Here is a 20,507-nt window from a genome sequence, read left to right as displayed (position 1 = left end):
CCCATGAACCCCTCCCCCGCGACGCCCGGCGACGCCGCGCCCGGAGCCGAACCGACGGCGGTCGCGCCCGGCGCCGGCCACCCACCCGTCCCGCCCGAGGCCGATTCCGCGGCCGTGCCCGGGGCGCCCACCGCGCCCGAAGCCGGCTCCGCGGCCGTGCCCGCCACCGCCGGGATCCCGGACGAGCTGCGTGCCGCAGCCCTGGACCGCCGGCGCAGGCTGCGCCAGGATCCCCGCTTCCCCGGCGGCCCCGCCGCCGATCCGGCCGGCTCGCACCACGAGCGCCGGATCCGCAGCTTCCAGCCGCGCCGCAGCCGGGTCACGCCCGGCCAGCAGGACGCCCTGGAGCGGCTCTGGCCGAAGTGGGGCCTGGACATCGACGGGCTGCGCGCCCTCGATCTGCCGGAGCTGTTCGACGGGTTGCCGGTGGTGATGGAGATCGGCTTCGGAATGGGCGAGGCCACCGCGCAGATGGCCGCCGACGACCCCGGCACCGGCATCCTCGCGGTCGATGTGCACACCCCGGGCCAGGGCAACCTGCTCCGTCTCGCGGACCGGAACGGTGTGTCCAACATCCGGGTCGCCAACGGCGACGCCATCATCCTGCTGCGGGAGATGCTGAAGCCGGACGCACTGGACGGGCTCCGGGTGTACTTCCCCGACCCGTGGCCCAAGTCCCGCCACCACAAGCGCCGGCTGATCCAGCCGGAGTTCCTCGACCTGGTGGCGCAGCGGCTGCGGCCCGGAGCGGTCCTGCACTGCGCGACCGACTGGGAGCCGTACGCCGAGCAGATGCTCGAGGTGCTGACGGCACACCCGCGCTTCGAGAACACGACGGCGGACGGCGGCTACGCACCACGGCCCGCCTTCCGGCCGCTGACCCGGTTCGAGGGACAGGGCCTGGACAAGGGCCATGTCGTGCACGACCTGCTCTTCGCCCGCCACTGACCGCTCGCCACTGACCGTTCACCACTCCCCGGCCACCGCTCCCCGGTGGACCGGGCCAGGTGATACGCCATGGCCGTTGTCAGTCCGTCTCGTTAGGGTCGTGGGGTGTCGTCCGACGGTTCTGTCCAGCAGCAGCGGCAGTCACAGCCTTCCGTCCCGGTGCTCGAGGAGCAGCGGGTCGGCGAGATCCTGGCGGCTGTGCCGGAGCGGGGCCAGTGGCGATACCGTCCGCGCCGCGTCAGCATGCTCTGGCGGAGCCGGACGCTCCGTGTCGTCGCCGTCTTCACCGTGCTGGCCCTGTGCGGTCTGGTGATCCTGGCCCTGGTCCGCGACCAGACGGGGACGCAGGGCTTCCTCGTCGGTCTGGGTCTGGCTGTCCTGCCCGTCCCCCTGCTGATGACGGCCTTCCGCTGGCTGGACCGGGTGGAGCCGGGCCCGTGGCGCAGCATGCTGTTCGCCTTCGCCTGGGGCGCCTGCGCGGCCGCCCTGGTCGCGATCATCGCGAATTCCTTCGCGACCGAGTGGATCGCCACGGCCACCGCCGACCCGGGCAGCGCGGACACCCTGGGCGCCACGGTCATAGCGCCCGTCGTCGAGGAGAGCGCCAAGGCCACGGCCGTGCTGCTGCTCTTCCTGTTCCGAAGACGGGAGTTCAACGGGATCGTCGACGGCGTGGTCGTCGCGGGATTCGCCGCGACGGGCTTCGCCTTCACCGAGAACATCCTGTACCTGGGCAACGCCTTCGGCGAGGACCAGCAGTTGGGCTCGGGGTTCGCGTCCGTGACCGTCGCGACGTTCTTCGTACGGGCGGTGATGTCGCCGTTCGCGCATCCGCTCTTCACCGTCATGACCGGCATCGGCTTCGGGATCGCGGCGGGCAGCGCGCACCGCGGGCGGTTCCGCCGCATCGCGCTGCCCCTGCTCGGCCTGGTCCTCGCGATGGGCATGCACGCCCTGTGGAACGGGTCGTCGACGTTCGGCCCGTACGGTTTCTACATCGTGTACGGGGCCTTCATGGTGCCCGCCTTCGGGCTGGTGACGTGGCTGGCGATCTGGTCCCGCCTGCGCGAGCTGCGCACCCTGGCCGTCGAACTGCCCGCCTACGCGGCAGCCGGCTGGCTGGCCCCCACCGAACCCCTCGCCCTGTCCTCGATGCGGGCCCGCGGCATGGCCAGGGACGCGGCCCGCCGGTGGCATGCGACGGCAGCTGGAGGCGGCCCCTCCGCTCATCCGGGCCATCTGCCGGCCCCGGCCGACGCCCAGTCCGTGTCCAGGGCCGCATCGCACGCCAGGTCCCAGGCCAAGGCCCGGGGCAAGGCGGCGGCCCGTACGGTCGCGGAGTACGAGTCGTTCGCGACGTCACTGGCCTTTCTGCGCCGACAGGCCCGCCACGGCACGGCAGGCCCGGAGCTGGCCGAACGCGAGCTGGAGCTGCTGCACCACCTGTGGCAGCGCCGCGAAGTCGCCGGACCCGCCCTGGCGTACGCGGCGCAGGCGTCGGGCCGGCTGCGCCCCCGGCCGGTACGGCCCGCGCACCGGCCGTACCAGGGCTACGGGCCGTACCAGGGGCACGGCCCGCACCAGCCCTACGCCGGCCCCGGCCCGCACCACCAGGGCCCGCACTCCTCGTACCCGTACGGCCAAGCCGCCTACGGCCAACAGCCGTACAGCCCGCCCGCGTACGGGCAACCGCCGTACGGACAACAGCCGCACGAGCAATCCCCGCACAGCCAACAGCCGTACGGGCAACCCCCGTACGGCCGGCAGCCCTAGGCCGATGCCTCGGTGAGCTCGGTCAGGTCCTGGTCGGTCAGCTGCAGCTCGGCGACGGCCAGCAGTGCGGGAAGCTGTTCGACCGTACGGGCGGAGGCGATCGGGGCCGTGACGGTCGGCCGGGAGGCCAGCCAGGCCAGCGCCACGGTGGCGATCTCGGCACCCCGCTCCTGCGCCACCTTGTCGAGCGCGGCAAGCACCTTCTGGCCGCGCTCGCTCTCCAGGTGCTGGGTGGCACCGCCGGCACGGGGGCTGTCCACGGTCGTACCGGGGCGGTACTTGCCGGTCAGGAAGCCGGCGGCGAGTGCGTAGTACGGCACGGCGGCCAGTCCGGCGTCGGCGGCGGTGTCCTGGAGCGCGCCCTCGTAGGTGTCGCGCGAGACGAGGTTGTAGTGCGGCTGGAGCGCCACATAACGGGCCAGTCCCTCGCGCTCGGAGAAGTCGAGCGAGGCACGGAGCCGCTCCGCGCTGATGTTGGACGCGGCGATCTCCCGGACCTTGCCCTCCTTCACCAACTGGTCGAGGGCCGTGATGATCTCCTCGACCGGGACGGTCTCGTCGTCGAAGTGCGTGTAGTAGAGGTCGATGTAGTCCGTGCCGAGCCGGCGCAGCGATTCCTCGGCCCCGGCCTTGATGGTGGCGGCGGCGAGCCCCTTGTACGAGGGGTGGGCGCCGACCTTGGTGGCCAGGACGACGTCGGAACGCCTGCCGCTCGCGGCGAACCACTTCCCGAGGACGGTCTCGGACTCGCCGCCCTCGTTGCCGGGGACCCAGGAGGAGTACGTGTCGGCGGTGTCGACGAAGTTGCCGCCGGCCGCCGTGTACGCGTCGAGAACGGCGAAGGACTGCGCCTCGTCGGCGGTCCAGCCGAAGACATTGCCGCCGAGGGCGAGCGGGAAGACCTGGAGGCCGGAGGAGCCGAGCTTGCGAAGAGAAGTCATGGGTGGAACAACCCGTCGCACCGCCCCGGCTATTCCATGGCTGCTACAGCTACAGCTACAGCCACAGCGGCGACGGCATGCCGCCGGGGCGAGCGCAGACATGCGGACCGGCAGCCCCGGCGTCGGGGGGTGAGCGTCAGGACTGCCGGCGTTTCAGTGGCCCACGAGCGGCTCGGGGCACGGCAACGAGCCGGGAATCCCCGGCTCGGAACCGTACAGCGGCCTCAGACCGTCAGGCCCCGGGCGCGCAGCCAGGTCATCGGATCGATCCCCGTGCCGTCGGGGGTGTGGACCTCCAGGTGGAGGTGCGGGCCGGTCACGTTGCCGGTCGCGCCGACGCGGCCGATGGTGTCTCCGGTGGTGACCTTCTGGCCGACGCTGACGCCGATCGAGGACTGGTGGCAGAACCACAGCTCCGTGCCGTCGTCGAGCTCCAGGACCGTGCGGTAGCCGTACGCGCCGGACCAGCCGGCCGACTTGACGGTGGCACTGTGGATGGCCTTGATCGGGGTACCGGTCGGCGCCGCGAAGTCGAGGCCCGTGTGGTAGCCGGAGGACCACATCGAACCGGCCTCGCCGAAGGTCGAGGTGATCGTGTACGAGGAGGTGGGGATGGCGTAGCTGGCGGCGAGCTTGGCCAGCCGCACGGCCTCCGCCTTCTTCTTCGCCTCTTCCGCGGCCTTCTTCTTCGCGGCAGCGACCTTGGCCTCGGCGGCGTCCTGCTGCTTCTTCGCCTCGGCGGCCGCCTTCTCCGCGGCGGCCTTCTCCTCGGCTGCCTTGGCCTCGGCGTCGGCGGAGTCCTGCTGCTGCTCGGCCTGCTGGAGGATGCGGGCGCGGAGCGCCTCGCCGGCGTCCGTCGTGCCCTTCTCGGCCTCGGTGGTGGTGATACCGGCCGTCGTCAGCGGGGCGGCAGCGGTCTCGGCCTCGGCCTTCTCCGCCTCGGACTCACCGGAGAACAACGCGCCGACACCCGGGAGGGACTTGGCCTCGGGGAGCTTGTCCGAGATGGAATCGGGTAGAGAGATGGAGACCGGCGGCTTGCTCTGCGCGGTGGCCATGCCACCCGCGCCGACGGCCGCGATGACACCGACGCCGAGGACGGTGGAGCTTCGGGCGAGACCATTGCGCTGCTTGGCGACGCGGTGCTTGCCGCGCACGGGACGGACGGACTCCTCGGTGGGGTTCCATTCCTCCCACGCCTTGTCCGACTCGGCGTCGTCGGTGCGGAAGCCGTTGCCGAACTCGCTGCCCCGATCGGTTCCGTAACCGGCTGCGTAGTCGGTTCCGTAGTCGGTGCCATAAGCGGCACCGGGCCCGGTTCCGAAGTCATTTCCGTGTTCGGGGACGAACCGGGAGGGTGCTTCGGGGGCAGGCTTGTTGGACGCCACTGGGGCGCACTCCTTTCCTTCCTTCTCGCCTACCGGGTTAGCTGACGGGTTCGGAGCAGGAAGGTCTCCTACGGGTTCCTCCGCCTCTCGACGAGACAGAGATGCCCGATTCACCCCATGTAGGTGGTTCCCCGGTTCCCTTGCGGAATTCGGCGCTCGCGCACGGTGCCGCCTCTGACGGCGGCTGGGACAACCGCGCTGCGTTATCGAACGTTAATAGACACCCGGGTCCGATTCCAAGCCGTTCCGACTGATCATTCACGTCCTTGGCCTGGACTTTACGGGACACAACCGGGTGGAATCGGGCGAGTTGATCGCCCTTCGGCCGTTATCCGCTTTCTGACGTTGCGTCAAATGTTATGCGGAGTGACGTCTTACGGTCACGGACGGTGGTAACCACCGCGGCGCCTCCGTCGCGAAGCTCCGCCCCGGCCTCTCCCCGTCATCCCGTGCCGCCCCCCAGGCCCACGATCTTGACGGTCGTGCGCCGCTCCGGCTGCCCCTCCGTGGGCCGCACGATCGCGAGCAGCGCCATGTCGTCCGTCGTCACCCCGTCGGTGTGCAGCCGCACGTCATCGGTCAGCGCGGACAGCAGCTCCTCGGGCCCCGGGAAGATCCGTCCGCGCAGCCGCTCGGCGGGGTCGTAGAAGACGCCTTCGCCGTTACGGGCCTCGGAGAGGCCGTCCGTATAGAGGAGGAGCGTCGACCCGGCGGGCAGCTCCCACTCGTCGGCGCGATCCGGCCACACCCCCAGGTCCATCCCGAGCGGCAGCGCGGGCAGCGAGGGCCGCAGGACGTCCAGCCCCCCGTCCGTGTGCAGCAGCAGCGGTTCGGGGTGGCCTCGGTTGAGGATCCGTACCCGGGTCGCGCCCGGCGGGATCTCGGCGAGCGCGGCGGTGACGAACCCCTCGAACGCGTCGAGACCGCCCCGCCGGCTCGACTCCCGCGCCAGCGCACGCTCCAGCCGCTGCGCCACCCCCTCCAGCGACCGCTCCTGCTCGGCCGCCTCCCGGAACGCGCCGATGACCACCGCCACCGCCTCCACCGCGTCCAGCCCCTTGCCCCGTACGTCCCCGACCACCAGCCGCACCCCGTACGGGGTGTCCGTCACGGAGAACAGGTCGCCCCCGACGAACTCGTCCGCCTGCGCGGCCTCGTACCGCGCGGCCACGTGCAGCCCGCCGATCCGGTCGGACGGCGTCGGCAGCACCGCCCGCATGGCGGTCTCCGCGATGACCCGCGCGGAGGCCAGCTGCTCGTTGCTGCGCCGTACGACCGCGTTGATGAAGACCGCGAGGACCGAGACCGTGAGAACGGTGAGGAGCTCGATGGAGGGCACGACCCGAAAAAGGGTGCCGCTGTAGAGGCGCAGCACGGCGACGGCCACCAGGGCGGCCGCTCCGACCCGGATGGTGCCGGCGAGCGAGAAGAACGGCGCGGCGATCAGCGGGGCCGCCGCGAACAGGGGTACGGCCGTGAAGGCGGGCGGGGTCAGGAAGTCGAACAGCAACCCCCCGACGATCATCAGGCCGGGCAGCGCCCGGACGAGCCGCCGGTTCCGGATCTCCTCGACGCGCCTCCCCCGCCGCTGCTCCCGCTTCCCCACCTGTGGTCTCCTGCCCGGTGCATCCACGGCCGCGGACGGTACCGCGCACCACTCCCAGAGTTCCCGGAGCGCGGTCGCGGGGCGACTCCTCGACGGCCAATGGGAGTACGTACGCGGTGCTGGTCGCACCGGCCGGCGGGCCGACGGCCCGGCGAACGTACAAACGAATCAGACCCGGCACGCTGTATGCGTACCGGGTCTGATTCTTCAGTAGCGGGGACAGGATTTGAACCTGCGACCTCTGGGTTATGAGCCCAGCGAGCTACCGAGCTGCTCCACCCCGCGTCGGTAAACACAACTCTACGGCATGTTCGAAGCACTCATGACCACCTCACGGACCCACCCCCCGGCCGGCCGTCACACGCCTTCACCCACCCCTACCGCACTCCCTGCATTGCTCCTTCAACTGCCTTACTCCAATGGGGCGTTGCCACTCGACCAGCCCAACCCCACGCTGTTGTACGCGCCTTGACGACGACGACAGCACATCCCGGACAAACGAGGGCGCGGCCACACCCGGGGCCGGCCGGCCCGCCGCATGCTCAAAGTGCCGAAAACGAGAAGGTGTTGCGAAGAACACGTGCGTTGCCGCAAGGTATCTGCTGCGCCCCCGGACCGGTGGGCCGCCCGTGCGAGCAGAGGCGGGAGCGCGCTGTTCACCGTGCCCCGCAGGCCGCTCACGGTCTCTCATCGCAGCCTGTCTGGAGGGCCTCCGCCGATGACCGCACCGCTCACCCCCGCCCCCGCTCCCTCCCCCGCCTCGACCTCACCGCTGCGCGGAGCCGTTCTCAGCGGCGTGATCGGCGGAGTGATCGGGGCGGTGATGAGCGCGGGAGTCAATTACGCGGTCATCGGCATACCGGACAGCGAATCGGTCAACGCGGCCAACCATGCGATATCCGGCCTGGTCAGCGGGTTCCTCGCGGGCTTCATAGGAATCCTGGCCCACCACCGGAAGGCCTCCTCGGCCGCACGCGCCCAGGCGGGTCGCACCGCCGCCCTGGCGGGTGCAGAGCCCGGGCCGATGGGTGCAGAGCCCGGGCCGATGGGCGCAGAGCCCGGGCCGATGGCCACCACGCCTGCGGCCCCGCCCCTTGACGTCACCGTCGACGACCACGCGGTGTAGGCCCCGGGCCGTCCCGCTCCTCCGCCCGTACCACGGGCGGAGCCCATCGGGCGATGGGCGAATTGCGGTGGTATGAATTATTTCGTATTCACCCATTCGACGCGGCGCCCTGGAGTGGACGATGGACGACTACCCGCTGCTCAACCTCTTCTGGACCATGCTCTGGTTCTTCCTCTGGGTGATGTGGATGTTCCTGTTGTTCCGCGTCATCATGGACATCTTCCGCAGTGACGACCTGGGCGGAGGGGCCAAGGCGGGCTGGCTGATCCTGACCCTTGTGCTGCCGTATCTGGGCGTCCTGATCTACGTGCTCGCCCGCGGCAGGTCCATGGGGACGCGCGACGCGAAGGACGCGAAGGAGCGGGACGCGGCCTTCAAGGCGTACGTGCGAGATGCCGCGGGCACGGATGCCACGGGCGGCGCGGCGAAGAGCAACCACGTCGAGGACCTGACCAGGCTCGCCGATCTCAAGGACAAGGGCGCGCTCACGGACGACGAGTACCAGCGAGCGAAGACGAAGCTTCTCGTCTGACGACGCGGAAGCGTTTCAGAACGCCCGACCGGTGCGGTGCACCGCGGCCTCCCATTCCTCTCGTGCGGGCCCGTCGTATTCGGGCGTGAAGTCGGGACGGTCCGCCAGCCAGCTCGCGACACGGGCGCGCACCTCATCCGTGCCGTACGCCTGATCCGCGGGCAGCTGGAGATGACGGATCCGGGCCCGCGCCCGCATGACGACCGGATCGTCCCAGGAACAGGCGGACAGGGCGGCCTTCGCGCGGTCTGCCGCGCTCGGCGGCCGCGCCGCCCTCTGAGTCGGTTTCCTGAGCTGGGCCTCGTTGGCCCGGTCCATGGCGACCTGGGTGTCGAACCACGGGCGCAGCGTCCGCTCGGTCCAGCGGTGGTAGCCGGCGGCGAACGCCGCCGGGTCGTCCTCGGCGGTGCCGGCCTGCCGCGCCACCCACTGCGCCGCCTGGAGGGCCAGGGCCACTCCCTGTCCCATCGTGGGATTGGTGTGCGTGATCGCGTCCCCGATCCCGACCAGCCCGTCGACCACGGGTCCGGCCGCATCTGCGAGACCCGTCCAGCGGTTGTCGAGGCCTCCCATCGCCAGTACGTCGGAGAGCGGCTCGGGCCGCAGATCCAGCCACGCCGCCGGAGCGGGGAACGTCCGGGCAACCCGCTCGAAGACCTCGGGGTCCCGGAGCGCTCCCCGGGTGGGGTCGGATGTGGACACGGTCAGGGACACGGCGAAGATGCCGTTGTCCGACGGAAACACCATGCCGACCGCGAAGGCCGCGACCGATCCCGCCTTGACCCTCCCTGGATTCCGCGGTCCGTCCGGGCGCAGCCGGTACCAGCGGCAGACGTACGCGATCCCGATGCGGTGGTTCTCCACGACCGCGTCCCGGCAGCCCGCCTCGGACAGCCAGCCCGTCACCGGGGAGCGGCGCCCGCCGGCATCGACCACCAGGTCCGCGTCGTGCCGGCCCGCAGCGGACCGCACTCCGGTGACCCGTGGGACGGGACCGCGCCGGTCGACGGCCAGCCCCTCGGCGGCCTCCCCGAGCCGGACGTCGATGCCCGGTTCTCCGTGCACCGCTTCGTGCAGGGCGATTTCGAGGACGATGCGCCGGGTCTGCAGCGTGACCAGGTCCTCGTCGCCCGGCCGGGCGGGCGGATGCTCGGGGAACCAGTCGAACTCGTGGCGTTCGACGGCCCCCATGCGCAGCATCGCCTCGTACACGTCCGGGCTCTCCGCCCGCAGCACCGTGCGGACCGGGGCCAGCAGCCCGTGCGGCTGGTTCGCCTGCGGCACTCCGGGACGGCGCCGGCCGAAGAACTCCTCGTCGACATCACGCCCCGGCCGTCGGGCGTCCCGCTCCAGCACCGTGACGGAGTGTCCCCGCCGCGCCAGGAACAACGCGGCGGCCAGACCCCCGATCCCACCACCGACGATCGCAACCCGTGTCAATTCGGCCCCCTCCAAACCGTGTTGCGCACCAACCGTAGCTCAGCCCCGGAGCAGCCCGCGCTGGTCAGGGCGGTTGCTTCGGGGCTGCTTGGAGGCTGTTGCTCCGGGGCTGCTGCTTCAGGGCCGTTACTTCGGGTCGCCGTTGAACTTCGAGGTGGACCAGAAGTATCCGAGTACCGCGAGGCCGATGCACCAGGCGACGGCGATCCACCCGTTGTTGCCGATCTCGCTGCCGAGGAGCAGCCCGCGCAGAGTCTCGATGGCCGGCGTGAAGGGCTGGTACTCGGCGATGGGGCGGAACCAGCCGGGCATGGAGGCGAGCGGGACGAAGGCGCTGGACAGCAGCGGCAGCAGGATCATGGGCAGCGCGTTGTTGCTGGCGGCTTCGACGTTGGGGCTGATGAGGCCCATACCGACGGCGATCCAGGTGAGTGCCGTGGCGAAGAGGACCAGCAGTCCGAACGCCGCGAGCCATTCCATGACGGTGGCGTCGGTGGAACGGAAGCCGATGGCAACGCCGACGGCGCCCACGAGGAGCACGCTGATGATCGACTGCAGGACGCTGCCGAGGACGTGTCCCACCAGGACCGATCCACGGTGGATGGCCATGGTGCGGAAGCGGGCGATGATGCCCTCGGTCATGTCGTTGGAGATGGACACGGCGGTCCCGACGACGGTGCTGCCGATGGTCATCAGCAGGATGCCGGGGACGAGGTAGTCGATGTAGTCGGAGCGGTCCGCGCCGCCGATGCCGGCGCTCATCGTGTCGCCGAAGATGTAGACGAAGAGCAGGAGCAGCATGACCGGGGTGAGCAGCAGGTTGAGGGTGAGGGAGGGGTAGCGCCGGGCGTGCAGGAGGTTGCGGCGCAGCATGGTGGACGAGTCACGTACGGCGAGGGAGAGGGTGCTCATCGGACTGTCTCCTTGGACGGGTCGGTCTGAGTGGGGACGCTGGTGGTGCTGGTGGTGCTGGTGAGGGCGAAGAACACGTCGTCCAGATCGGGGGTGTGCACGGTGAGTTCGTCCGCCTCGATGTCCGCGGAGTCCAGCCAGTCGAGCAGGGAACGCAGTTCGCGCTGGCTGCCGTCGCTGGGGATCTGCAGTGACAGGGATGCGTCGTCCCGGGTGGCCTCGCCCAGGGAGGCGGCGGCGGCCCGGTAGGCGGCCGGGTCGGTGAAGCGGAGCTTGACGTGGCCGCCGGGGATGAGGCGCTTGAGTTCGTCGGCTGTGCCTTCGGCGGCGATCTTCCCGTCGCTCAGGACGGCGATGCGATCGGCGAGTTCGTCGGCCTCGTCCAGGTACTGGGTGGTGAGGAAGACGGTGACGCCGTCGGCGACCAGTTCGCGGATGATCTGCCACATGTTGTGGCGGGCGCGTGGGTCGAGGCCGGTGGTCGGTTCGTCGAGGAAGATGATCCGCGGGTTGCCGACCAGGGTCATGGCGATGTCGAGGCGGCGCTTCATCCCGCCGGAGTAGGTGGCGGCGGGCTTCTTCGCAGCGTCCACGAGGTCGAAGCGTTCGAGGAGTTCGGCGGTGGTGCGACGGCCTTCGCTGCGGGAGAGGTGGTGCAGGTCGGCCATGAGGAGCATGTTCTCCTCGCCGGTGATCAGTCCGTCGACGGCGGAGAACTGTCCGGTGACGCCGATCGCGGCCCGCACCGCCTGCGGCTCGGTGGCCAGGTCGTGGCCGCCGACACTGATCTCGCCGGAGCCGGCGCCGGCGGAGACGAGCGTGGAGAGGATCTTGACGGCGGTGGTCTTGCCGGCGCCGTTCGGACCGAGCAACGCGAAGACGGTGCCTGCCGGGATGTTCAGGTCGATTCCGTCGAGGACGACCTTGTCGCCGTAGGACTTGCGCAGACCGACGGCGGAGACGGCGGTGAACATCTCCCGACCGTCGGCATTTTTGGACGTGGACATGACAGATGAAGGCATGGGGCCCTCCCGATCGAAGGCTGGACTGGAATGGGTGGGGATGGAACGAAGCGCGGGCTGTCAGGCGCGGGCGCCGGCCCGGACTCCCGGGCGGGGCTGCCGGGCGCGAACTCTCAGGCGCGAGCTCTCGGGCGCGAACTCTCAGGCGCGAACTCTCAGGCGCGGGAGCGGTGAACGTCGATGTTCCCGTAGCGGGTACGGGCGCGGACCTCGACGGTGTCCTCGGATGTGTCCGGGCTGTCGGACGAGGTGAGCGAGTTGTGCACACTCCCCGCCCCCGAACTGACATCGAGCCAGGCAGCGGTGCCCTTGCGCACACCCACGTCGATGGCCCCGTAGGAGGTCTCCAACTGCACGGTCCCCCGGGCCACTTCACCGACCCGCAGCGTGCCGTTCGCCGTGGTGGCCGAGACGGAGGCCCGGACGCGGTCGATGATGATGTCACCGTTGGCCCCGCTGACCCGCAGGTCGCCGGTGACGTCGCCGACGCTGGTGGTGCCGTGCGAGTTCTTCAGGACGGCGACACCCGTGACCGTGCCGACGCGCATGCTGCCGGAGCTGGTGGTGATCTCGGCGGGGCCCTCGACACGGTCCACGGCAATGGACCCGTGGGACGCGGTCAGGTGCAGCGGGCCGGTCACCTCCAGACGGACGTCGCCCGCGGAGGTCTTCACCCGAACCTCCCCCAGGCGCCCCTCGCCGCGCACCTCGGCCCAGCCGCCGGTCGCCTCCACCTGGGAGCCCGCGGGCAGTCCGACGCTGATGTCGACGGTGCCGGTGCGCCCGAAGAGGTGGCGCTGCTTGGGTGTTCTGATGTGCAGCTTGCCGCCGGAGAACGTGACCTCGGTCTGTTCGGCGGTGCGCACGTCCTGGTCCTTCTTCGGATCGCGCGGCGCCACCTCCACGACGGTGTCCGCGCGGTCGCCCGCGGCGAACTGCAGGGAGCCCGCGTCCACATGGGCGTTGACCGAGATCGGCTGGGGAGTGTCGAAAGAAGGCATGGCTGTCCCGTCCTCTTGGGTCCTCTTGAAAGTTCGTGGCGTCCCCGCTGGTGGGACGTGGTGCGAGTGAAGTCGTTCCGTGGTGCGAGTGAAGTCGTTCCGAGGGGCCGGCTAACGCACCCAGCCCGTGAAGCTCTGCCCGACGCCCCGGGCCTTACCGGGATTGCGGGGGGCGGCAGCGGCGCCACCCGTCTCGACCGCTGCCGCCACCACGCGCACGAGCCACGCGTTGACCGACAGTCCCTCGCCGGCCGCCGCATCCTCGGCACGGGTCTTGAGCTGGGCGGGCAGACGCAGATTGACGCGAGCGGTGCCGCCCTCGTCCGTGTCGACGGGGGCCGGTGCCGGCGCGGATGCCGTCGCTTCGAGCGGTTCGGCCCGGTCCTCGCGCTGCGGCAGCACCACCACGAAGTCGGGGTCGAGGCCACGCAGTCGTACGTCGACCGAGCCGGGGGCGAGTTCGCGGGTGATCTCGTCCATGGCGGCGGACAGCACATTCAGCAGGGTCAGCCGGGTGGCCGACTCCAGCGGCGCGGTCAGCCGCTCGGCAAGCTCGCGGGCTTCGTCACCCCCGGCTTCGGCGGCTACCGCCAGTTCCCTGTGCAGTGTTTCGACGTACGGCGTGAGGTCCATGGCTCAACTATGGCACCACTGTGGCGCCACACGCAAGCTTAGTGGCGCCAAACTTGGCGCCGAGGTGGGCCGCCGGAGTCGTAGATACATACATAGCCGCAGGCCAGAGACCAGAAGATGGGTCGCGAAATCGACCGGCGCCAAGCTGACACAGCATGGCGTCAAATGGTGCCACCGAGGCGCCATCGCGCACCTCGGCCTGGATCCGCACAGCCAGGCCCCGCTCCTGCGGGGCCCGCCGCATCGGCGAACCCCTCCCCGTGCGACCGGACCATTCCAATGAATCTATGAATTGCTAAATTCAGCAATTCACTACATGCTGTGTTGGCTGTGTCGGCAGGTCGCCGTGGGCACAGCACGAAGCGACGCCCCGGGGCACCGGGGTGGTGAAGGGGGTCTGTGACCGTGCCGGTTCCACTGCACCAGGCCAAGGCCGAGTTCTTCCGAATGCTCGGGCACCCGGTGCGGATACGGGTTCTGGAGCTGTTGCAGGTGGGCCGGATGCCGGTCCGTGACTTGCTCGCGGCGATCGAGGTCGAGCCTTCGGCGTTGTCACAGCAGCTGGCGGTGTTGCGCCGTTCGGGCATCGTCTCGTCCGCGCGTGAGGGTTCGACGGTGGTGTACGAGCTGGCGGGCGGGGATGTGGCGGAGCTGATGCGGGCGGCGCGACGGATCCTGACGGAGATGCTGGCCGGGCAGAACGAACTGCTCGCGGAACTGCGCGAAGCCGAGGGTTCGGCGCGGTGAGCGGCTTGCCTGCCCGCTCGTGGGACCGGGTGCGGGCACTGCTGCCCGCCCCCGCGGACTTCGCCGCCATGGCCCGCAATCCGCGGCGCGACCTGCTCGCCGGCCTCACCGTGGCGATCGTGGCGTTGCCGCTCGCACTCGGTTTCGGGGTCTCCTCCGGCCTGGGCGCCGAGGCCGGACTGGCCACCGCTGTCGTCGCCGGTGCGCTCGCCGCGCTGTTCGGCGGTTCCCATCTCCAGGTTTCCGGGCCGACCGGCGCGATGACGGTGGTGCTGGTGCCGATCGTTGCCGAGTATGGGCCGGGCGGGGTGCTGACGGTCGGGCTGATGGCCGGCGTACTGCTGATCGCGCTGGCCCTGCTGAAGGCCGGTCAGTACATGCGGTACATCCCGGCACCGGTGGTGGAGGGCTTCACCCTCGGCATCGCGTGCGTGATCGGCTTGCAGCAGGTCCCCCACGCTCTCGGGATCGCCACACCCGAGGGCGACAAGGTTCTGGTGGTGACCTGGCGGGCCGTCGAGGAGTTCGCCCGTACCCCGAACTGGACCGCGGCCGCCCTGGCCCTCGCCGTGGCAGCCGTGATGCTCTTCGGCGCCCGGTGGTGGCCCACCGTCCCGTTCTCGATCGTCGGCGTCGTCGCCGCCACACTGGCCGCCCAGCTCTTCCACCTGGAGGCCGCACCACCGATCGGTGACCTGCCGTCCGGGCTGCCGGCACCATCGCTGGCCTTCCTCGATCCGTCCGCACTGGGCTCGCTCCTCGCCCCGGCCGTAGCGGTCGCCGCGCTCGCGGCACTGGAGTCCCTGCTGTCGGCCACGGTCGCGGACGGTATGACGGTGGGCCAGAAGCACGACCCGGACAAGGAACTCTTCGGGCAGGGCATCGCGAACCTGGCCGCCCCGCTGTTCGGCGGCGTGCCCGCCACCGCGGCCATCGCCCGTACCGCCGTCAACGTCCGCAGCGGCGCGGGCTCCCGCCTCGCCGCCCTGACCCACGCGGCCGTCCTCGCGGTGATCGTGTTCGCCGCCGCGCCGCTCGTCTCCAAGATCCCGCTGGCCGCGCTCGCCGGAGTGCTGCTGGCCACCGCGATCCGCATGGTCGAGGTCGGCGCGCTACGGGCGATGGTCCGGGCGACCCGCTCGGACGCGGTCGTGCTGGTACTGACCGCGGTCGCCACGCTTGCCCTCGACCTCGTCTACGCGGTCATCATCGGCCTGGCCGTCGCGGGCACCCTGGCGTTGAGGGCGGTTGCCGGCCAGGCCCGGATGGACCAGGTCGGCTTCGAGGCCGATCTGCCGGGCGAGCACAGCGAGGAAGAACACACGCTGCTGTCCCAGCACATCGTCGCCTACCGCATCGACGGGCCGGTGTTCTTCGCCGGCGCTCACCGCTTCCTCCTGGAGCTCACCGAGGTCCCCGACGTCAAGGTGGTGATCCTTCGGATGTCGCGGATCACCACGATGGACGCCACCGGGGCCCTGGTCCTCAAGGACGCCGTGGAGAAGCTGAACCGGCGCGGCATCGCCGTACTGACCTCCGGGATACGCCCCGGCCAGCGCCGCGCCCTCGAATCGGTCGGCGCGCTGGACCTGCTGCGGCTGGACGGCCGGGAGTACGCCACCACACCGGAGGCCATCGCCGGGGCCCGCGCCCACCTGCACCGGGCCGGGCTCCTGCCCGCCGCACCCGTCACCGCTCTCGTCACCGAAGAGGCTCCCTGATGACCGCCCCCGTCTCCCGCCGCATGATCGAGCTGCCCGGCACCGAGGCGCTGTGGCTGCTGGAGGGCGTGTCCCAGGGACAGCTGGTACCCGTCCGCCCGCAGACCGTCGCAGGGTTCCGGCCGGACAGGGACGAGGCCGCCCGGTGAGCAGCCGACTGGAGGCTCTGCCGTTGCGGCATGTACTGACCCTGCCCGCGATGGGCTCCGCGGTGCGGATCTCGCGTGAGACCACCGAACAGGTCCTGACCGAGTGGGGCGTCAGCGGACATCACCCCGTGGTGGCTCCGGCGCTGCTGATCCTGTCCGAGCTGGTCACCAACAGCGTCCGGCACGCCGCCGTGCTGTCCCCGACCGTGACCGTGATCTACGCGGCCGGACCGAACACGTTCGCGTTCGCCGTGCACGACCGGCACCCCCACAAGCCCCGGCTGTTCTCGGCGATCACCGAGGCGCGCGGCGGCGGGTTGTGCACCGTCATGGAACTCACCCTCGGCCTGGGCGGCAGCGCCGTCATCCGGGGCGACGCGGACGGAAAGGGCAAGAGCATCTGGATCACTCTCCCTCTGTGAAAGTTCCACGCACGGAGGAAAGCCTGACCGGACACATCGGCGCCCGGCGGCGGGACGAGTGATGCGCCGCCACGCTGCTCCGTGGGATCCTGGCAGCCCTGAGCCGGGCACCAGACCCCCCTTTCGCGCCTCTCGTCCTTGCTAATCTTGGCAATTACCCGAGGTCACGGCCCCCGGCGTGCGGGCGCGACGATGACCCGATGGTGAAGAGTTCTGAGGTGGATGCGATGCACGGCACTCGCACGACAGCGACCGTCCGGACGCCTCGCCGTCCGGCGGCCAGGCGTGCAGCGGGGTCCGTTCAGTGAGCGCGCCGCTGTACCAGCTGAAAGCCGAGTTCTTCAAAACCCTCGGGCACCCGGTGCGCATTCGCGTCCTGGAACTCCTCAGCCAACGCGAGCACGCGGTCTCCGAAATGCTGTCCGAGATCGGCATCGAGGCGGCCCACCTCTCCCAGCAACTGGCTGTCCTGCGCCGGGCCAACCTCGTCGTCCCCCGCCGCGAGGGCTCCGCTGTCTACTACTCCCTGACCAACCCACAGGTGGCGGAGCTGCTGCGGGTGGCACGAACCATCCTGTCCGGCGTACTGACGGGCCAGGCCGAACTGCTGGCCGATCTTCAGGCCGCCGAACCCGACACCGTGCCCCGGCGGCGCAGGTCGACCCCTCGCTGAACGGCGGCCCGAACCCACTTCCGCCCCGCTGTCGGCAGCGCCTACTTGTCGGCGTGCTGGCCCACGTAGAACAGCAGCCAGACGAAGCCCGCGAACAGGTGGGTGCCGAAGATGTAGAAGAACGCCCGCAGGGCGACGCCCTTCTCCTTCCACGCCTCGGTGTCCTGCCCACCCTCCTGCGGGGTGGCCCGGTCCTTGCCGTCATCACTCACGGTATGCCTTCTGTCGTCGGTCATTCGGTGTCCGCTGCGGGGCCCAGGAAGGATCCGGGGACCCGATCTCGATCGCGGCGAGCACATCGCGTACCGACACCAACCCGCTCAAACAGCTTGGTGAACTCGGCAACTAACGAATTGCATAACTCGTAAAGTCTAGGCGATACGCCCCGAACGACGCAGCGCCCCGACCGGGCGAAGCCGGTCGATGCGCTGGGCGGCAGGCGCCACCGAGCTCGTCGCCACCAAGAGGAGCTCGCGGTCTCACGCCTCCGTCCTGGCTTCGACCGGGACAGGGGGCGCCTTCGTGCGTTCGGGGTCAGGCGTTCGTCTCGCCGAGGGCGGTACGCAGCCAGTCCAGCGAGCCCTGCCCGAGGAGCTCATCAGCGAGACGCTGCCCGGTCCCGGTCACCAGGCGGCCGCGGCTGTTGTCGATCCAGCGCTGAGCGTTCTCGTAGCCTTGGGCCTTGTACTCGATCCCCTGGAGCAGACACTCCAGCTTGTCCGCGTCCCGCGCGCAGATGGCCTCCGGAGATTCCCTGGCCTCGTACTCGGCGACGACGTCGCGGATGGCGGACGCAAGAGCTTCGGGCATGCCGGCCGTCTGGTCGGCGGTCACTGCCTGCGGGTCGCCAGCCGGGGCGTACTTCTTCCCGACGTGGTTCACATCGCCGGTGCGGGTCTCCTGGGTGTCGTGCCACACGGCGAGGAACGCGGCCTGCGCAGGGTCGGCACCTTCCAGCTTCGCGATCAGCGAGGCGATCAGAGAGGCGCGCCACGAGTGCTCGGCGACGCTCTCCGGGTCCTTGACCCCTGCCATCCACCAGCCCGTTCGGCGCGTGTGCTTGAGCGTGCCCGCTTCGTACAGGAAGCGCGCCACTGCGGACAGGTCGTCAGCCACGCTCGTCTCCTCTCACGCCTCGGCGAGGCGGATCGCGTACCGGATGCCTTCGAGTTCCCGGCGCGTGCGGGCCGACAACTCCCGGCTATCCAACATCACGGGAAGGGCGGCGCGCAGGTCCAGCCCAGCAGGAGTTCCCGAACGCAGCAAGTTCGGGCGGGCCGCGAGAAGGGTCCACAGGGTGTGGACGTTGAGGTCGAAGAACCCGTGGTGCGGGGTCAGACCCCGAACGAGGTGGCGCATCAGCCCGTCCCCTTGCCAGGGACCGGGGTTCGGGGTGGCGATGAAGTCGTCGGACAGCTGGAGGCCGCCGGCCTCGCCGATCCAATAGGCCCAGTAGTTCAGGTTTGCCGCCTCGCCCGCGTCGTTGTCGGCGAGGGTGGTCGTGATGAAGTGCCCCATCCGCTCCTGGTCGCCCTGCCTGGCCGCGACGGCTGCGACGGAGCGGGAGTTGAGCCACCCTGTCAGCCAGTCGTCAGGTCGCTCGGTGCGCTGCTGTAAGGCCAGCCACTGGGAGGTATCCGCGGCGTCGTCGTAGCCGGCGAGGTAGAGGGCCTGGCGGCGAAGGAGGAAGCGGTCTGCCCCGCGGGCCTGTTCGGCGGTGCGGCGCATGCGGGTGAAGAACCTCTGCCGGTCATCCGTGACCAGCTCCGGCCCGGTCGGCACGGGGCCGCGCCGCGGGCGGGGCGGATCGGGAAGAGACCGAAGCGGTGTGGGCGCGACGCCGTTGAGCGGCCACGCGAGAACTTCGACGAGGTCGCGCTGCATGACCCACGCCCCGAGAGGGCTGTCGAGTGTTTCTGCGTTCTCGTCGAGGGCGCTGGCCAGCAGGACGTCCGCCTCCATGGCTCGCTCCAGCGCCACGAGAAGAGCGGGTGCACTGCCCAGCTGCAGGAGTTGATGGCGGTGCATGAGCATCTGCCCGACGGGCACTGCGGTTAGCGGCCGACGGCCCGATTCCCACCCGGCGATGGTGTCGGACGAGACGTTGAACTTCTCCGCGAAGGTGTCCTGGGTGTGCCCGAGTTGTTCACGGATCATGCGGAAGACGTACCCGGAAATGATCCCGCTGCGGCCGCGGGCGGCTGTTCTCTGACCGCCGGTCAGGGTGGTCTTCGGGCTGCTGTCCATGGCGTCCCCCTTGCCCGGTGACCACGGCCGGGCACCCGTACCTGCGGTCAGTTCAGGCAGCGTCCCCTGCTCCCTACTGTCGAAGGCGCAGGGCTGACCGAGCAACTCAGCGTAGTAGAAGGGGCGTCATCGTGGGCCACATTCTTCACCGACGGCGACGGGGTGATCACTCGTGATGACGCTCAAGGTGTACGAGGTCACCCGGGAAGGCACAGTGCGCATCGTGCGCCCGGAAGCCGAGGTGGCGCCGGCGAAGACCGTGGACCCGACGGCCGCCTTCCCTGCCTGCGAGTGCCCACAATGTGTGCCCCGGCCGAAGTGACCGCCCCGACCCGGCCGCTCCCGGGCCCAAGCGAACTCACCTGGGACCAGTCGGCCGGCCGCGCCTGTGTCTGGTGCCGGCAGCCCCTCACCTCCGGCGCCGTCAGCGTCGGCATCGTCCGCGACCAACTCGGCACCCACAACCTCGACACCGAAGTCTGGGCCGGGCCCTGCTGCACGCGCACCATCCACTGACTCCCGTTCGCGCCGGTGCACCCCGTAACCCGGCGCGAACGGGCCCGCCCTCAAGCGAGGGCACCGTCCCAGAACAGGAGGAAGCACATGACCATCGCGTTAGAGCGTCCCGTGGGCACCACCGACCCGGCCATGCTCGTCGACCCCGACATGATGGAGCGGATCGCCGCCCGCATCACCAAGGACCACCCCGACACCAGCCTGCCCAACGCCCGCCGCATCGTCGGCCAGACCGCCGCATTCCTGGCTGCTGGCGCGGCACTGCCCGACGTCGCACTGTCGCCGAGCAGGCCCGTCGATGTCGGCTGGCACACCTGGATCCTCCACACCATCGACTACGCCGCGTTCTGCGACCGCGTCGCCGGACGGTTCATCCACCACGTCCCCACCCCCGGGGGCGAGGCCAGCGAGCACGGGCCCAAGGCGGAGCGCCAACGGACCCTCGACGCGCTGGCGGCCGCAGGATTCCGGATCGACCACGATCTGTGGCCTGAAGCCGCCAAGATGGGCGAGTGCTCCCAGTGCCACGCGGGTTGCACCGACAGCCCCAACGGCGGGAAGAAGTAATACCAGTTCCCCGTAGCCGGGCGCCCCGGGTGGGCACCCGGCGGGCGGCCCCCAGAACCGAGCAGCCTCTGTGGCGTATAAACAACGGACGCGGCCGCCGCTAGTAGGGGTGTATTTATAGGTGGGGGGCGGATCAATAAAAA

Annotated in this window: 22 protein-coding genes, 1 tRNA gene and 1 riboswitch; of the genes, 11 read left to right on the top strand and 12 right to left on the bottom strand. The window is 70.4% G+C overall.

What is annotated here, in order from left to right; all coding sequences use genetic code 11:
• Nucleotides 1-3: 3 nt before the first annotated feature.
• Both trmB and ACFVW8_RS21650 read left to right on the top strand, forming a co-directional pair.
• Entirely contained in the window at nucleotides 4-948 is a 945-nt protein-coding gene (trmB, locus tag ACFVW8_RS21655; RefSeq protein ID WP_389692384.1) for a tRNA (guanosine(46)-N7)-methyltransferase TrmB, read from the top strand.
• Nucleotides 949-1,107: 159 nt separating this feature from the next.
• Nucleotides 1,108-2,721, top strand: a complete 1,614-nt coding sequence (locus ACFVW8_RS21650; RefSeq protein ID WP_389692382.1) for a PrsW family glutamic-type intramembrane protease — start codon at nucleotides 1,108-1,110, stop codon at nucleotides 2,719-2,721.
• Here ACFVW8_RS21650 and ACFVW8_RS21645 read toward each other — a convergent pair.
• The 4 genes from ACFVW8_RS21645 to ACFVW8_RS21630 form a co-directional block, all read right to left on the bottom strand.
• The gene (locus ACFVW8_RS21645) at nucleotides 2,718-3,662 is read right to left on the bottom strand and encodes an aldo/keto reductase (protein ID WP_389692362.1); all 945 of its coding nucleotides are present in this window, start codon (nucleotides 3,660-3,662) and stop codon (nucleotides 2,718-2,720) included. The two genes, ACFVW8_RS21650 and ACFVW8_RS21645, sit on opposite strands and share 4 nt — an antisense overlap.
• Nucleotides 3,663-3,886: 224 nt before the next feature.
• On the bottom strand, nucleotides 3,887-5,050 hold the full coding sequence (locus tag ACFVW8_RS21640; RefSeq protein ID WP_389692360.1) for a M23 family metallopeptidase: 1,164 nt from the start codon (nucleotides 5,048-5,050) through the stop codon (nucleotides 3,887-3,889).
• Nucleotides 5,051-5,061: 11 nt separating this feature from the next.
• A riboswitch (cyclic di-AMP (ydaO/yuaA leader) is annotated at nucleotides 5,062-5,215 on the bottom strand.
• A gap of 277 nt (nucleotides 5,216-5,492) precedes the next feature.
• Nucleotides 5,493-6,575, bottom strand: a complete 1,083-nt coding sequence (locus ACFVW8_RS21635; protein WP_389692380.1) for a PP2C family protein-serine/threonine phosphatase — start codon at nucleotides 6,573-6,575, stop codon at nucleotides 5,493-5,495.
• Nucleotides 6,576-6,867: 292 nt separating this feature from the next.
• A tRNA-Met gene (locus ACFVW8_RS21630) sits at nucleotides 6,868-6,941 on the bottom strand.
• Between the two features lie 433 nt (nucleotides 6,942-7,374).
• On the opposite strand from ACFVW8_RS21630, the gene ACFVW8_RS21625 reads away from it, so the two are divergent.
• Together ACFVW8_RS21625 and ACFVW8_RS21620 are read left to right on the top strand one after the other, a co-directional pair.
• The gene (locus tag ACFVW8_RS21625; RefSeq protein ID WP_389692358.1) at nucleotides 7,375-7,782 is read left to right on the top strand and encodes a hypothetical protein; all 408 of its coding nucleotides are present in this window, start codon (nucleotides 7,375-7,377) and stop codon (nucleotides 7,780-7,782) included.
• Between the two features lie 121 nt (nucleotides 7,783-7,903).
• Nucleotides 7,904-8,314 (top strand): SHOCT domain-containing protein, encoded by a 411-nt coding sequence (locus ACFVW8_RS21620; protein ID WP_389692356.1) that lies wholly within the window; start codon nucleotides 7,904-7,906, stop codon nucleotides 8,312-8,314.
• Nucleotides 8,315-8,329: 15 nt separating this feature from the next.
• Here the strand turns inward: ACFVW8_RS21620 and ACFVW8_RS21615 are convergent, their stop codons facing one another.
• From ACFVW8_RS21615 to ACFVW8_RS21595, 5 genes are all read right to left on the bottom strand, one after another.
• Nucleotides 8,330-9,754 (bottom strand): NAD(P)/FAD-dependent oxidoreductase, encoded by a 1,425-nt coding sequence (locus tag ACFVW8_RS21615; RefSeq protein WP_389692354.1) that lies wholly within the window; start codon nucleotides 9,752-9,754, stop codon nucleotides 8,330-8,332.
• A 126-nt stretch (nucleotides 9,755-9,880) separates the two neighbouring features.
• The gene (locus ACFVW8_RS21610; RefSeq protein WP_389692352.1) at nucleotides 9,881-10,666 is read right to left on the bottom strand and encodes an ABC transporter permease; all 786 of its coding nucleotides are present in this window, start codon (nucleotides 10,664-10,666) and stop codon (nucleotides 9,881-9,883) included.
• Complete coding sequence (locus ACFVW8_RS21605; protein ID WP_389692350.1) at nucleotides 10,663-11,688, bottom strand: ABC transporter ATP-binding protein; 1,026 nt, start codon at nucleotides 11,686-11,688, stop codon at nucleotides 10,663-10,665. Before ACFVW8_RS21605 ends, ACFVW8_RS21610 begins: the two co-directional genes overlap by 4 nt.
• Nucleotides 11,689-11,843: 155 nt before the next feature.
• Nucleotides 11,844-12,689, bottom strand: coding sequence for a DUF4097 domain-containing protein (locus tag ACFVW8_RS21600; protein ID WP_389692348.1), 846 nt, complete (start codon nucleotides 12,687-12,689; stop codon nucleotides 11,844-11,846).
• A gap of 111 nt (nucleotides 12,690-12,800) precedes the next feature.
• Nucleotides 12,801-13,322 (bottom strand): hypothetical protein, encoded by a 522-nt coding sequence (locus ACFVW8_RS21595; protein ID WP_389692346.1) that lies wholly within the window; start codon nucleotides 13,320-13,322, stop codon nucleotides 12,801-12,803.
• Nucleotides 13,323-13,727: 405 nt separating this feature from the next.
• Here ACFVW8_RS21595 and ACFVW8_RS21590 point away from each other — a divergent pair, with 405 nt between their 5' ends.
• From ACFVW8_RS21590 to ACFVW8_RS21570, 5 genes are all read left to right on the top strand, one after another.
• Nucleotides 13,728-14,069: an ArsR/SmtB family transcription factor gene (locus ACFVW8_RS21590; RefSeq protein WP_389692344.1), complete on the top strand. Its 342-nt coding sequence runs from the start codon at nucleotides 13,728-13,730 to the stop codon at nucleotides 14,067-14,069.
• The gene (locus ACFVW8_RS21585; RefSeq protein ID WP_389692342.1) at nucleotides 14,066-15,790 is read left to right on the top strand and encodes a SulP family inorganic anion transporter; all 1,725 of its coding nucleotides are present in this window, start codon (nucleotides 14,066-14,068) and stop codon (nucleotides 15,788-15,790) included. The genes ACFVW8_RS21590 and ACFVW8_RS21585 overlap by 4 nt, the downstream gene beginning before the upstream one ends.
• A complete protein-coding gene (locus tag ACFVW8_RS21580) occupies nucleotides 15,790-15,939 on the top strand; it encodes a hypothetical protein (RefSeq protein ID WP_389692340.1) in 150 nt (49 codons plus the stop codon). The genes ACFVW8_RS21585 and ACFVW8_RS21580 overlap by 1 nt, the downstream gene beginning before the upstream one ends.
• Complete coding sequence (locus tag ACFVW8_RS21575; protein ID WP_389692338.1) at nucleotides 15,936-16,361, top strand: ATP-binding protein; 426 nt, start codon at nucleotides 15,936-15,938, stop codon at nucleotides 16,359-16,361. The genes ACFVW8_RS21580 and ACFVW8_RS21575 overlap by 4 nt, the downstream gene beginning before the upstream one ends.
• Nucleotides 16,362-16,665: 304 nt before the next feature.
• The gene (locus tag ACFVW8_RS21570) at nucleotides 16,666-17,034 is read left to right on the top strand and encodes an ArsR/SmtB family transcription factor (RefSeq protein WP_389692336.1); all 369 of its coding nucleotides are present in this window, start codon (nucleotides 16,666-16,668) and stop codon (nucleotides 17,032-17,034) included.
• A 41-nt stretch (nucleotides 17,035-17,075) separates the two neighbouring features.
• Here ACFVW8_RS21570 and ACFVW8_RS21565 read toward each other — a convergent pair whose 3' ends face one another.
• The 3 genes from ACFVW8_RS21565 to ACFVW8_RS21555 all read right to left on the bottom strand — a co-directional run bounded on the left by ACFVW8_RS21565 (nucleotide 17,076) and on the right by ACFVW8_RS21555 (nucleotide 19,281).
• The gene (locus ACFVW8_RS21565; protein ID WP_389692334.1) at nucleotides 17,076-17,246 is read right to left on the bottom strand and encodes a DUF6126 family protein; all 171 of its coding nucleotides are present in this window, start codon (nucleotides 17,244-17,246) and stop codon (nucleotides 17,076-17,078) included.
• A gap of 322 nt (nucleotides 17,247-17,568) precedes the next feature.
• Nucleotides 17,569-18,150 carry an HD family hydrolase gene (locus ACFVW8_RS21560; RefSeq protein WP_389692332.1) on the bottom strand — a complete coding sequence of 194 codons (582 nt, stop codon included), beginning with the start codon at nucleotides 18,148-18,150 and terminating at the stop codon, nucleotides 17,569-17,571.
• 12 nt (nucleotides 18,151-18,162) lie between these two features.
• Entirely contained in the window at nucleotides 18,163-19,281 is a 1,119-nt protein-coding gene (locus ACFVW8_RS21555) for a helix-turn-helix domain-containing protein (RefSeq protein WP_389692330.1), read from the bottom strand.
• A 318-nt stretch (nucleotides 19,282-19,599) separates the two neighbouring features.
• On the opposite strand from ACFVW8_RS21555, the gene ACFVW8_RS21550 reads away from it, so the two are divergent.
• Together ACFVW8_RS21550 and ACFVW8_RS21545 are read left to right on the top strand one after the other, a co-directional pair.
• Nucleotides 19,600-19,797: a hypothetical protein gene (locus ACFVW8_RS21550; RefSeq protein ID WP_389692328.1), complete on the top strand. Its 198-nt coding sequence runs from the start codon at nucleotides 19,600-19,602 to the stop codon at nucleotides 19,795-19,797.
• A gap of 87 nt (nucleotides 19,798-19,884) precedes the next feature.
• Nucleotides 19,885-20,364 carry a glycine-rich domain-containing protein gene (locus tag ACFVW8_RS21545; RefSeq protein WP_389692326.1) on the top strand — a complete coding sequence of 160 codons (480 nt, stop codon included), beginning with the start codon at nucleotides 19,885-19,887 and terminating at the stop codon, nucleotides 20,362-20,364.
• The last annotated feature ends 143 nt before the right edge of the window (nucleotides 20,365-20,507 follow it).

The sequence above is a fragment of the Streptomyces sp. NPDC058221 genome (genome assembly GCF_042882365.1).
Lineage (GTDB): Bacteria > Actinomycetota > Actinomycetes > Streptomycetales > Streptomycetaceae > Streptomyces.
Note: the sequence above shows the minus strand (reverse complement) of the source record. Positions and strands in the feature narration are given on the sequence as shown.